The following is a 13,365-nucleotide window of genomic DNA, read 5'->3' as shown; positions in this document are numbered from 1 at the left end:
TATTCGTAAAGACGGAATAATATGGGAGTGAGAATCCCTCCTATGCTTGAGGATACAGCTCATTGTTCACAAGACGTGACTGCATCTAAATTCATCTAATATATTGTAAAACATCATGATAGAATTATATTTAAAGACGAATGAAGTAAAAAAATTTGATCTCGTTAGCGAAATTAATATTGAAGCCGTCGATCTGTTTAATATTCGGATTATTGATTTTACAGACAGTACGCTAAATGAGGTTTCTGAAAAATTTGGAATCGACATATCCATTTTTACACAAAGAGAGGATATTGAAATAAGTTCCCATTACCTTAAATCACATGACCAATTGTCTTTTAATTTTTCAATACCAAAATACAATTCGGAGACCCTTTTTAAAGAAGAAGAAATATTTATAGTTATTAAAAACGAATTAGTATTTTATTTTCTATCTTCTAATATTGATAACGATTTTTTAAAGCTGACCAAAACAAGGTATGATTTCACGAGTATCGATTTTGGCTCTCATTTAGAACATTTTGTTTTTCAAATAGGAATCATCTCCGATTATTATGCTGATTTGACCGAAATAATATCCAGAAGGATAAAGCGTTTTTATGAGAACATTTTACAGTCTAAAGAGTACAATGAAAAAGACCTGGATTTAATAATGATACTTAACTTCAACAATCTATTGATTAAAGAATCGATAAGTAATTTCCAAAGAATACTGCATTTACTGATTCAAAATAAATTTGAGCTAAAGACGATAACAACTAAAATCAACTTAGAACTGGATGATATCGCCGTAATTTCAGATCATATCCAATTTAATTTTGAAAGGCTTGATGACTTGGAAGACAATATAAATAGTAAAATTGATTTAGAGCAAAATAAAATATTTAGAACATTGACCATCATAACCGTGTGTATCTCTTTACCGGCATTAATTGCAGGAATATATGGAATGAATTTTAAAAACATGCCAGAATTAGAGTGGGACTATGGCTATCCGGCAGCAATTGGACTAATGGTAATAAGTTTTGTAATCGCTTTAATTTATTTTAAAAAGAAAAAATGGATTAAATAAATTCAGTAAAAAACAATTAACTCCCATCCCTTATTGCGCTATTTCAAAACATTATAGGCGTTGCTAATAATTTTAATACAGCAGACATGAATATCGACAAAGACTTTACTTTTCAAACCATTAAACTAACTCCTGATTACGATGGAGAAGCGATTGCTACGTTAATCTCTTCAAAACAGAACCTAGGAAATAGAAAGAGTGTATTGTACTTACATGGTTATAATGATTATTTCTTTCACGCTCATGTGGCTGAAAAATTTAACGAAAACAACTTTGATTTTTATGCTATTGATCTTCAGAAATATGGCAGATCTCTACTGACAAAGCAGCATCCTAATTATTGTAAAGACATTGAAGAATACTTTGAGGAAATATCAATTGTAATCCGACAGATTAATGACCTTAGTAAAGAGCCTATTTACCTGTTAGGGCACTCCACTGGAGGATTGACAGCAAGTAGTTATATGAATACTGGGGCTGAAAGAAACCGTATAAATGCTCTTATTTTAAATTCGCCTTTTCTAGACTTTTATCAATCTGGCTTTGAGAAGTTCTTCAGCTATTGGGGTTCGAAAATTATTTCCACAATAGCTCCGTATGCAAAAATTGAAGGTGCGCTACCTCCTGTCTATGCACAAAGTTTATATAAAGACTATTCAGGCGAGTGGGATTATAATCTTGATTGGAAACCAATAAAAGGATTCCCTACCTTTTTTAAATGGGTAGTCGCGATAAGCATCGCACAAAAAAAACTGGCATACTCTAATATAAAAGTGCCTATTCTAGTTATGCATTCTTCAGGTTCCAAAAAGATTACCACTTTTTCTGAGGAGGCTATGACTAACGATACCGTATTGAATATTGAAGATATAAAAAGAGTTGGGGTCACCCTTGGCGATGATGTTACCTTATTGAAAATTGACAATGCGCTGCATGATATTTTTCTATCTCCAAAACCAGTAAGAGAAATTGCCTTTGAGAAAATGTTCTCCTGGCTATTAAAAATTCAATAAACCACTACGGCCGACAATCCCAAGCCTTTTGAAAAGTCAACCGCAAATTATATATTATCAATGTTCCTTTTAATTTGTGGCAATAGAAATAATACACTTAAAATTATAACATTTTAAAAACGAGCATTTTACTTTTATGAACGATAATAAATCGGTCAAATACCCCACCAACTACAATCTAATCATAGATAAATCTCATTTAGGAATTTCTAGTATTTCTTTTTAGAGGCTAAATTGCACATTAGTCCGTTAAGTACACTGTTCTATTACTTAGCAATTCTTATTTAAAACTAACATCAAATTTGTTCTCCAAAATTGAACAAACCCATTTCGTTTTTCCGATTAATTCTACTGTTTTTTATCAATACTCTATTTTACAGCTTCCATTTTCAATATATCTCAAATAATTTCAAGATATAAAAATTAAGTAGTTTGATTAAGTAGTTATACGTATATTTGAAACGTAATACTTAATTTATAATAGTATGATTAAAATAATAGTAGTCGGAAACGGCATGGTAGGTTACAAATTTTGTGAAAAGTTTATCTCAAAATCTGGACAGGAAAAATATCAAATCACGGTATTTGGAGAAGAACCAAGACGCGCCTATGATCGTGTGCACCTCAGTGAATACTTCGCTGGGAAGAGTGCTGACGATTTATCTATGTCAACATCAAATTGGTATACTGAAAATAATATTATTCTAAACACATCTGAATTAATTACAGATATTAATAGAGAAGATAAAAAAATACATACGCACTTACAAACAACACATGCTTATGACTACTTAGTTTTAGCAACTGGGTCGTCAGCGTTTGTACCGCCCATAAAAGGAGTCGAAAAAGAAGGCGTTTTTGTTTACAGAACTATCGAGGATCTCGATGCTATAATGTCTTATGCAAAAAAAATAAAAGCAAATGGCTCCACAGAAGCCGCCGTTCTTGGTGGTGGATTATTAGGGCTGGAAGCTGCAAAAGCAGTTCGCGATTTAGGCTTGAATCCTCATGTAGTGGAATTTGCTCCCCGTTTGATGCCTAGACAATTGGATAAAGGCGCCAGTGATATGCTGCAATCAAAAATTGAAGAACTTAACATAGGTATTCACTTAAATAAAGCCACCCAATATATTGATGGTGCAGAAAGCATAACAGGAATGATGTTCGCCGAAGAAGAATTACTAAAAGTGGATATGTTAGTTGTATCCGCAGGTATCAAGCCACGTGACGAACTGGGGAGAGTTTCTGGACTTGAAGTTGGTGTTCGTGGTGGTATCGTGGTAAACAATAAAATGCAAACATCAGATCCATCTATTTATGCAATAGGTGAAGTCGCCTTATATAACGCCATGATATATGGTCTTGTAGCTCCTGGATACGAAATGGCCGATGTCGCTGCTGAGCAAATTTTAGGTTCAGATAAAGTAATGAGAGACACTATCGATATGTCGACTCAATTGAAATTGATTGGTGTCGAAGTAGCAAGTTTTGGCGATCCGTTTATAGAAAACGAAGACGTTACTGCTATAATTTTTGAAAATAAATTCAACGGAACTTATAAAAGAATCAACGTTACCAAAGACGGAAAAACTCTTTTAGGCGGAATTTTAGTAGGAGATTCAAGTGACTACAATGGTTTGTTCCAAATATATAGTAATGCCATGGCCTTACCTCCAAATCCGGAAGACTTGATTCTTGGTTCTAGAGGCGGTGAAGGCTCTACCCTTGGAAACGCAATGGATTTGCCTGATACAGCGGTAATTTGCTCGTGTGAAAACGTAACTAAAGGCGCAATTTGTTGTTCAATTACCGATGCAACATGTGAAACCTTAGGCGATGTGGTAAAATTAACCAAAGCAACTTCGGGTTGTGGGGGTTGTAAACCCATGGTAGTTGACCTTGTCAAAGCGGCTCAAAAATCAATTGGAAAAGAAGTGAAAGAAAGCATTTGCGAACATTTTCATTATACCAGACAAGAATTATTTGATATTGTAAAAATTAACAAATACACGAATTTTTATGAAGTGGTGGATCATCACGGAAACGGTGATGGTTGCGAGGTTTGTAAACCAGTTGTTGCCTCTATATTCTCTAGTATTTATAACGATACGGCTAATAAACACGTAACTACTCAAGATACGAATGACAGGTACTTAGCTAATATTCAAAGAAACGGAACGTACTCTGTGGTACCTAGAATTGCAGGAGGAGAAATTACTCCTGAAAAATTGATGGTAATAGGTGAAGTAGCCAAGAAATTTGATTTATATACAAAAATTACGGGAGCACAACGTATTGATTTATTTGGAGCGACCTTAAATGACCTTCCTGAAATATGGAGAATACTAATCGATAATGGTTTTGAAAGCGGACATGCTTACGGAAAATCATTAAGAGCTGTAAAAAGTTGTGTGGGTAACGCTTGGTGCCGTTACGGTATGGATGATAGTACGACTTTCGCTATTGAATTAGAAAACCGTTACAGAGGAATTCGTTCTCCTCACAAGTTAAAAGGAGGTGTTTCGGCTTGTATTAGAGAATGTGCCGAGGCTAGAGGAAAAGATTTTGGTCTAATCGCTGTTGAAGGTGGGTGGAACTTATACATCTGTGGTAATGGAGGAGCAAATCCTAAACATGCCGTTCTTTTGGCAGAACAAATAGACAAAGAAACTGTTTTCAAATACATGGATCGTTTCTTAATGTATTACATACGCACGGCGGGGCCATTAGTACGTACTGCTACTTGGTTAGAAAAACTAGATGGTGGATTAGACTACTTAAAAGAAGTAATCATTCACGACCGTATTGGTATTTGTGAAACATTAGAATCAGAAATGGAAGCGCTTATTGGAACATATGAATGCGAATGGAAACAAGTACTTGAAAAACCAAGGTTGATGCAGCGTTTTAGTCACTTTGTGAATTCTGATGACAAAGATGATAACATCGAATACGTACCGGTAAGAGACCAAAAAATGCCGAAATCTTGGAATTTTTAGAACTAAAAAAAGTTATAAATTAAGCTAAAAGCTATTTGCCACAAGCTAAAAAATTAAGAATATGGAAAATGTATTAGATAAATATAAAACTGTTGCTATTGCAGATGTGAAAATTTGGTTTAAAGCTGGAACTATCAAAGATTTTCCAAGTAATAGAGGTGGTTGTATTAAATACAAAGACAAACAAATTGCTATTTTTAACTTCGAAAGAAGAAATGAATGGTATGCGTGCCAAAATATTTGTCCTCATAAAATGGAAATGGTACTTTCAAGAGGAATGACTGGTTCTGCAGATAACGTACCTAAAATTGCCTGTCCGATGCACAAGAAAACTTTTTCACTTGTTGACGGTAGCAATTTAAACGGTGAAGATTATTCGATTGCAACTTACCCAGTGAAAATTGTTGAAGGTGAAGTAATGATTGGCTTTTTAGAATAAATATGTATCTTTGATAATATACTTTTCAAATGACAAAAACACCCTTTTTTAACGCTAGTGAGTTAATTGATGCTCAAAATGCACAAGATCCAAATAGCGAAATATCCCAATCACAAAGCCATCCAAAAGAACTATTATATTCAAACAGAATGTATATTAAACTAATGGAATTTGAGCCAAATGCTTCTGAGGCAGTTCAAATTGCTGCAAAAGCACAACACATTTGTCGTTGGAAAATAGCACGCGACTCCTACCCGATGGATCGTGTAGGTTATTTAACATGGAGAGGCGATTTGAAAAAATTTCATGCCGAAACTACTGCTGCTATTTTAGAAAAAGTAGGTTACGAATCTGAGTTTATTGATAGAGTTTCGTTCTTGATTGAGAAAAAACAACTTAAGAAAGACGAAGAAACCCAATTGTTAGAAGATGTCATTTGTTTGGTTTTCTTGGACTATTATTTAGAACCTTTTGTTGAAAAACACGATGCTGAAAAACTGAAGAATATCATTCTAAAAACATGGAATAAAATGTCTGAAAAAGGTCATCAGCAAGCCTTAAAAATTAAATACAGCGAGGCTAATCTTCAACTGATAAAAGAGGCTATTGGACTGTAATACAGACTATACAAAATTATAGTTAGTATAATTTTCTTTCGATATGAAAAACGGCTCTAGAGTATCTCATGACAATCTTAACTTTAAAAAATTAAAGCGAATGTATCTTTTTGCTTTGATTACTATTGCTATAACTGTACTTCTAAGCCAATTGTTGATCCAGTACAATATCAATCGTCAGCTAAACGATTCCCGTTTGATAAACATTTCGGGGAAACAAAGGATGTTAAGCCAAAAACTGGCGAAAGAAGTTTTGATATTAACAACCGACTCAAGTAAAAAAGTTGAAGAAATCAGTTCTCTAAGGGAAACGCTATCAATTTGGAAATTTACTCATAATGCATTAGAAAAAGGAAATGACAGTCTTTATTTTCCTAAAGAAAAAAGCATTGCTTTAAACAAATTATTTTCGGAAATCAAACCCTACTTTGATAGTATTGTCAATGCCACTACCCTATTAATTGATACTGATACAACGCTAAAACTGGAAAATGAAAATCGTAAATTAGCACAAACTATTCTTAATAACGAAGGGCAGTTTCTTACTAAAATGAACCAAATTGTAGGGCAATATGAGCGTGAAGCACTCAAAAAAATAACCCTACAACGCAATACAGAATATGCTATTTTAGGATTTACACTTCTTGTATTATTTTTAGAGTTTTTATTTATTTTTAAACCTACTAATAAACGAATTGAACTACTGATTTCTAAACTTCTATCATCTGAAAAAAAGGCAATAAAACTAGCCTACGACACGGAGGTTTTAAGCGAAGTCAAAGAAAACTCAGTCAAGGAATTGAAATCGCTTAATTATGCAATGGAAAACACCCTACTCTATTGCCGCGTTGCTCCTGACGGAAGTGTGATTCACATTGGAGAAAAATTTTCAAAACTACTGCAATACAACCCCTTTGTTTCTGATAAAAAGTTTTCACAGGTACTTACTCCTATAGAAAAGGAACAACTAGCTATTGACCAAATAATTAAGGAAAAACAAAGAACGGGCTGGCAGGGAGAAATAAATATTACCAATAGAAACAACGAAACGATTTGGTTAGATCTATCCATCGTTCCCGTAATTATCAAGAAGAATGAATCAGAATTATTGATTATTTGTTTTGATATCACCGAACGTAAAAAAGCTGAAAAAGAAGTCGAACGCCTAAATACAGAGCATACTAATGACAAATTGAATCAGCAAAAAACGATCTCGAGTAAAATTGTCGAAAATCAAGAAAACGAACAAAATAGAATTGCCAAGGAAATTCATGACGGAATAGGGCAAATGCTAACGGGACTCAAATTTAGTCTGGAAAGCATAAACCTGGATGACAAAGAAAAATCAGCGCAGAAAATTGAATATTTGAAAAAACTGTCTTTGGACATTATAAAAGGCGTTCGTACCGCAACATTCAACTTGATGCCACCAGAACTGAGCGATCATGGTATTGTTTCTTCTCTTGCCAAACTAACCTTAGAATTGTCCAAATTAACCGGTAAAAACATTCTGTTTTACAACAAAACTGATTTTGATCAAAGACTCGATTCTTTAATCGAAATAAACATTTACCGTCTTACTCAAGAAGCGATAAATAATGCAATTAAATATGCCGATTCTACGCATATTATTGTTCAGCTTTCGCACAGCGAAAATATTTTAAGCATTATTATTGACGATAATGGCAAAGGCTTCGATCCCGTTGCCGTTGAGAAAAAGAGAAATAGTGAATCCGGAATGGGCTTACTTTTCATGAAAGAAAGAATTCAATACATCAATGGACGCGTATTTATTAACTCGATACCAAATGAAGGAACCCGAATTACTTTCAATATTCCCATTTAAGCACTATTCAAATAAATATTTTGAATAGAATACGTATATTAGCCCACCTATTAAGTGTATGTACGTAAAATTTAGATCTAAAATTAAGTAAGTTATGAGCAATACCATTCGAGTTGTACTAGCAGACGATCACGTTTTTGTAAGAGATGGCATAAAATCGTTACTAGAAACAGAAGAAAATATAATTGTCGTAGGCGAAGCAACCGATGGTTTAGAGGCGCTTACAGAAGTAAACGACAAAAAACCAGACTTATTAATTGTAGATATTCGCATGCCGCACTTAACCGGTATTGAAGTAGTTGAAAAACTAAGAAGTCAGAACAATTCCGTTAAAATCATCGTGCTTTCCATGCATGAGTCAGAAGAATATGTTTTAAAGTCAATCAGAGCCGGTGCCGATGGTTATTTATTAAAAGGATCTAGTAAAGAAGAGTTTCTTAAAGCACTTCATACGGTGGCAAACGGCAGCAAATATTTTAGTGGCGATATCTCTTCTATATTGATTAACCAACTTACAAATGGTTCCCCAGCCGCTGCACCGAAAGCGATCCTGACCGAAAGTATGATGATTACTAAAAGAGAAAAAGAAATCCTTACGCTCTTACTTTCAGGAAAAGGGAACAAAGAAATCGCCGAAGCATTAGACATCAGTAAAAGAACGGCAGAAGTGCATCGTTTCAATCTAATGAAAAAACTACAAGTTAAAAACCTGATCGAACTTTCAAACAAAGCCAAAGAGTATTCTTTAATATAACTTTAAACGCGTTTGAAATAGTTATTTTATGATATTCGAATCTTCGATTATCGAGCTTTTTTATGTGATGTATCGAGAAGTTTTTTTTTACAAAAACACTTTTCCGAAAACAAGTTTGAGATAAACTAAACTAACGTTTTTAGTGATCGCCGAACCACTTCTAATTTAAAAAAAGCCTTCCTTTTTTAATAAATTAGTAATTTATTGGGTTTTAAACACTGATATCCAAAATCTTTCTATAAATACGTATTAATACGTACTATAACTAAGTATAGAAACCGAATAGTACTTATATTTGTAAAAAATATAAGTACTATGAACAACTCTCCTTCCTTATCAAAGTCCCATAAAATATTATTTTTAAACACACTGGCTTTCACGGTATGCTTTGCGTGTTGGACTTTAAATGGTGTATTAGTCACCTTTCTAGTCGATAATGGAATCTTCCATTGGAGCGTCGTACAAGTAGGTTGGTTACTAGGAATTCCTATTTTAACAGGATCCATCATGCGTTTGCCTATAGGAATCTTGACTGATAAACTAGGCGGAAAAGTGGTGTTCTCCACTCTACTCCTACTTTGTTCCGTTCCTTTGTTTCTTTTGCCACTTGCTGATAGCTTTTTTATGTTTGCCCTTTTAAGTTTCTTCTTTGGCCTTGTAGGAACCAGCTTTGCGGTAGGAATTGGATATACCTCTGTTTGGTACCCAAAAGAATGGCAAGGTCGAGCCTTAGGGATTTTTGGAATGGGAAATGCAGGAGCAGCAATCACCACCTTTATGGCGCCATCGCTACTGAATTACTTCTCAATAGAAGATCCTCAAAACGGCTGGAAAATGCTTCCCATTATCTATGGTTTCGCATTACTTGTTATCGGAATCTTATTCATCATTTTTGCCAAAAATAAAATCGTAGAAAAAGAACCCAAAACAATCCCAGAAATGCTATCCACCTTAAAAAGTGCCCGAGTATGGCGTTTTGGAATGTATTACTTCTTAGTATTTGGTTGTTTTGTTGCGTATTCACAATGGTTGTTACCTAACTTTATGAACGTTTATCAAACCAGTCTGGTCATGGGCGGAATGTTTGCTACCATGTTCAGTTTACCATCAGGAGTAATACGTGCTTTTGGAGGGTATTTATCAGATAAATTTGGAGCCCGTAAAGTCATGTACTGGGTATTGAGTTCCTCAGTAATATTAAGTGCCTTATTGATGATCCCAAAAATGGAAATCACCACCGCTGGTCCAGGAATAATGGCAAAAAAAGCAGGAATCGTAACGGCAATCACTGCCGAAAATATTAAGGTAGGAGACACTGATTTTCCTATTGCAGGCAAAGCAGAAAAAAGCACAGACAATGCTATATTCCCAACAAAAACCTCTTGGCAAAAAATAATAGTTACCCAAAACCAATCAGTAGCCAAAAAAGAATTACTAGCAAAAGGAGTAACCACCATCCATTTTGATGCAAACATGTGTGTTTATTTAATATTAGTCGTGCTTATCGGAATTTCATGGGGAATTGGAAAAGCAGCCGTGTACAAACACATCCCAGATTACTTCCCAACAGAGGTAGGTGTTGTAGGAGGAATGGTAGGTTTACTAGGAGGTCTTGGCGGATTCTTTTGCCCCATCATCTTCAGTTACCTGCTAACCTTCACGGGCGTATGGTCAAGCTCATGGATATTTGTACTACTCCTTTCGGGCCTCTGTTTAGTATGGATGCATATCACAATCACTAAAATGATGAACGCCAGGCAACCCATCTTATCTAAACAAATAGAAACTAAAAACTAACGAAGTTCATATCATACTCACTAAGAGCCATCCTTTTATTTAGCAAATAAGAGGGTGGTTTTTCTTTTGGAGCTATTTCCTGCTATCCGCTGTATTCCCGCTTTGAAAAACTACGGCTGTCGCCTTGTTTATCTAAAACGGGAGATGCCGCTTCCATCAGGGCTAGGGATCACGTACACTTAAAACGAATGTTTTACTAAAATTTAACTAGCGAAAACGGCTACAATAACTATCAAAAACTCAAAAAACTTGTATATATTTGATTTTACATACAAGTTGGCAATAATACTATGAGAAAAACAATATTTACATTAATAATTTCTTTTACGATTCTTAGTTGTGAAAAGAAAAATTCTATTGTAGACATTGAGAAAGAAATCATAACCAATTTATTTGTGGAAATGGTGGACTCAATTCACAAAGACCCACGAATTTATCTAACATTTCCTCCAAATCCGGATCTAATTTATGACCAAAAAGGAAATCAAATTGGAATAGATTCAACAGAATATAAAATTGAAATCATCAAGTACAATAGTGACGAAGAATTAAGAAAAAAAGACACATCTAAATTAGTAATTGGTGTTAGTGAAAAAATATACAAACAATCAGAATATGAATATAAAAGTATAAAATCATACTTTAAAACATTGAAATTACAAGTTGATACAACTAGCAATTCTATCGAAAATAAAATTGATTTAGAGCAATTTAAAAATAATAATAAATTTAGATTTAAATATTTATCTGAATTCCCTGACGGTTCAAATATCCTAAATAACGATGGAACTTTTAAATTTTCTGGAGGAATTGCATTTTCTAAAATAATTTTTGATAAACGAAAGCAAATTGGAATTTTGTGTGGAAATTATCTTTGTGAACCAAGATGCGGAATTGGATACCTAATAATAATTGAGAAAACAAATAAGAAATGGAAAATCAAAAAAATTGAACGCACTTGGCAATCGTAAAAGTACTATTGCCAACAGCTTTGAACTAGATGGAGTTTAGTGGAATTACCATTTAACATCAAATTTTCGCTCATCGGAAAAATTAACGATTACAAATCACATGTCATCTCAAAGTGACCAAGCATAAGCTTAAAAATAACGAACTAAATAATCAATGAAAACAATTTTAAAAACAATTTTATTTTTTATTCTATTTTCAACTAATTTGGAAGCACAAAAGATAGTTCAACAGGAAAAGTGTCCCAAAATTTATAAAACCAATTATACTGAAATTCTTGTTGAAAAATATTTGACAATCTCAAATAATGATACTATAAAATTTAACGAAATAAGATTTGAATGCGTCTTTTCGGCCTTATATACTCATAAAGTTATGTTTGACAAGTTTGGCAAATGGGATAAAGAAATTTATCCAAACAACAGCAATCTTCCTATCCTACTGTGGGAAAATGTTGACTTGTATTCGAATGGGAAAAAGTATAATGTTTTTACAACCGGATTGGAAGAATGGAAACATATTTACGCGTCGGTTATGGTATTTGATAATAACTACATTGACTTAATAACTGATGATTCATTAGAAAAAGAAAACCTAATCAATTATTTTTCTGATTTGATTAAGAAAAATAAAACATATAGAAAAAATTTCTATGAAGAATACCGGAAAATGGTCGACAAAAAAAAGCAGGAACTATAAAAGAATAATTAATTACTATTTTAATTATCAATCTGCTTTGACCCGACAGCGATGATATAAGAACCCCCGACCGCCTAGAAATGTCCAAACAGTAATTTCCACTAATGGAACTTTCATAACAATAAGAGCTAATCGTTTCCAAAAACCTATTTTTACAATCTTAAAAAGGCCTCGTTAATACCTCAAATATGAAATACAAATGCATTATTTTTGATTGCGATGGTGTCCTAGTGGATAGCGAAAAAATCTCTATAGGTACAATGGTTGCCATGGCAGCTAATATTGGAGTTAAGCTCGATGAAGAAAGTGCTACGCGATTGTTTTTAGGAAAATCATTAGCATTTTGTTTCAACTACATCCAGAGCCATAGCGATAAAAAACTACCGGATAATTTTGAAGAAGAATTTAGAATACGCTCTTTTGAAGCTTTTAAATCCGATTTAAAACCTATTGAAGGAGTTCATGAGTTATTGAACCAACTCGAAGTTCCGTTTTGTGTCGCTTCTAATGGCCCCGCCAATAAAATACGACTCAACTTAACCGCAACGGAATTAATTGACAAATTTGAAGGAAATATTTTTAGTGCTTACGATATTAATAGTTTTAAACCAGATCCCGGACTTTATCTTCATGCTGCAAAAACTATGGGTTATGAAGTCAAAGATTGTGTCGTTATCGAGGACAGCGCCGTAGGTGTTCAAGCCGCCTTATCAGGAGGTTTTGATGTTTTTGGCTTTGCCCAAAAAACAAATCAAGCGCATTTAGAACAACTTGAAATCCCTGTTTTTGATACTATGGCTAACTTGCTAAAGCTGTTGCAATAAGGTTTCTTTTATTGGTACAAAAAAAGAATTTTGGCACAATTAAAAATTCAGAACAAAACAGCCGATCGATGAAATACACGGCTTGTACCCTAATATATTAATTCAAACAAAAAACAAGACTCTTCTACTCAATGCATTTAAGCAAACGAGTAAAAACCTCAACCATAAAGGTTTAAATTTCGCTAAATAGTAGCCAAATAGAAAGCCGAATGTTTAAAACCCCATTTATTCTAGAAAAAGGACTCCGAATCTCATATGTTTTCTATGCTAATTTTATTATTATAACAGAAATATAGCTCTCGATTTTGAAATTCATAAAAAGATCTTTCTACGTAT

At 33.8% G+C, this 13,365-nt stretch carries 11 protein-coding genes; all 11 read left to right on the top strand.

Annotated elements, in window-relative coordinates; translation table 11 throughout:
- The first annotated feature begins 115 nt into the window (after positions 1-115).
- Positions 116-1,072: a CorA family divalent cation transporter gene (locus tag AAC069_RS07535; RefSeq protein WP_339919865.1), complete on the top strand. Its 957-nt coding sequence runs from the start codon at positions 116-118 to the stop codon at positions 1,070-1,072.
- Positions 1,073-1,158: 86 nt separating this feature from the next.
- Complete coding sequence (locus AAC069_RS07530; RefSeq protein ID WP_339919864.1) at positions 1,159-2,085, top strand: alpha/beta hydrolase; 927 nt, start codon at positions 1,159-1,161, stop codon at positions 2,083-2,085.
- 485 nt (positions 2,086-2,570) lie between these two features.
- Entirely contained in the window at positions 2,571-5,084 is a 2,514-nt protein-coding gene (gene nirB / locus AAC069_RS07525; RefSeq protein WP_339919863.1) for a nitrite reductase large subunit NirB, read from the top strand.
- 61 nt (positions 5,085-5,145) lie between these two features.
- Positions 5,146-5,523, top strand: a complete 378-nt coding sequence (nirD, locus tag AAC069_RS07520) for a nitrite reductase small subunit NirD (RefSeq protein ID WP_339919862.1) — start codon at positions 5,146-5,148, stop codon at positions 5,521-5,523.
- 29 nt (positions 5,524-5,552) lie between these two features.
- Entirely contained in the window at positions 5,553-6,140 is a 588-nt protein-coding gene (locus tag AAC069_RS07515) for a DUF4202 domain-containing protein (RefSeq protein ID WP_339919861.1), read from the top strand.
- 43 nt (positions 6,141-6,183) lie between these two features.
- Entirely contained in the window at positions 6,184-7,986 is a 1,803-nt protein-coding gene (locus AAC069_RS07510) for an ATP-binding protein (protein WP_339919860.1), read from the top strand.
- 94 nt (positions 7,987-8,080) lie between these two features.
- Positions 8,081-8,740 (top strand): response regulator transcription factor, encoded by a 660-nt coding sequence (locus AAC069_RS07505; protein WP_339919859.1) that lies wholly within the window; start codon positions 8,081-8,083, stop codon positions 8,738-8,740.
- Positions 8,741-9,055: 315 nt separating this feature from the next.
- Positions 9,056-10,537 (top strand): MFS transporter, encoded by a 1,482-nt coding sequence (locus tag AAC069_RS07500; RefSeq protein WP_339919858.1) that lies wholly within the window; start codon positions 9,056-9,058, stop codon positions 10,535-10,537.
- Positions 10,538-10,827: 290 nt separating this feature from the next.
- On the top strand, positions 10,828-11,508 hold the full coding sequence (locus AAC069_RS07495) for a hypothetical protein (protein ID WP_339919857.1): 681 nt from the start codon (positions 10,828-10,830) through the stop codon (positions 11,506-11,508).
- Between the two features lie 154 nt (positions 11,509-11,662).
- Positions 11,663-12,205: a hypothetical protein gene (locus AAC069_RS07490; protein WP_339919856.1), complete on the top strand. Its 543-nt coding sequence runs from the start codon at positions 11,663-11,665 to the stop codon at positions 12,203-12,205.
- A gap of 188 nt (positions 12,206-12,393) precedes the next feature.
- On the top strand, positions 12,394-13,029 hold the full coding sequence (locus AAC069_RS07485) for an HAD family hydrolase (protein ID WP_339919855.1): 636 nt from the start codon (positions 12,394-12,396) through the stop codon (positions 13,027-13,029).
- The last annotated feature ends 336 nt before the right edge of the window (positions 13,030-13,365 follow it).

This window comes from uncultured Flavobacterium sp. (genome assembly GCF_963974175.1).
Lineage (GTDB): Bacteria > Bacteroidota > Bacteroidia > Flavobacteriales > Flavobacteriaceae > Flavobacterium.
This window is presented reverse-complemented; position numbering and strand designations above follow the sequence as displayed.

Bases quoted from the DNA above. Each gene is read 5' to 3' on its own strand.
- AAC069_RS07535 (WP_339919865.1), top strand. From the start codon at position 116: ATGATAGAATTATATTTAAAGACGAATGAAGTAAAAAAATTTGATCTC.
- AAC069_RS07530 (WP_339919864.1), top strand. From the start codon at position 1,159: ATGAATATCGACAAAGACTTTACTTTTCAAACCATTAAACTAACTCCT.
- nirB (WP_339919863.1), top strand. From the start codon at position 2,571: ATGATTAAAATAATAGTAGTCGGAAACGGCATGGTAGGTTACAAATTT.
- nirD (WP_339919862.1), top strand. From the start codon at position 5,146: ATGGAAAATGTATTAGATAAATATAAAACTGTTGCTATTGCAGATGTG.
- AAC069_RS07515 (WP_339919861.1), top strand. From the start codon at position 5,553: ATGACAAAAACACCCTTTTTTAACGCTAGTGAGTTAATTGATGCTCAA.
- AAC069_RS07510 (WP_339919860.1), top strand. From the start codon at position 6,184: ATGAAAAACGGCTCTAGAGTATCTCATGACAATCTTAACTTTAAAAAA.
- AAC069_RS07505 (WP_339919859.1), top strand. From the start codon at position 8,081: ATGAGCAATACCATTCGAGTTGTACTAGCAGACGATCACGTTTTTGTA.
- AAC069_RS07500 (WP_339919858.1), top strand. From the start codon at position 9,056: ATGAACAACTCTCCTTCCTTATCAAAGTCCCATAAAATATTATTTTTA.
- AAC069_RS07495 (WP_339919857.1), top strand. From the start codon at position 10,828: ATGAGAAAAACAATATTTACATTAATAATTTCTTTTACGATTCTTAGT.
- AAC069_RS07490 (WP_339919856.1), top strand. From the start codon at position 11,663: ATGAAAACAATTTTAAAAACAATTTTATTTTTTATTCTATTTTCAACT.
- AAC069_RS07485 (WP_339919855.1), top strand. From the start codon at position 12,394: ATGAAATACAAATGCATTATTTTTGATTGCGATGGTGTCCTAGTGGAT.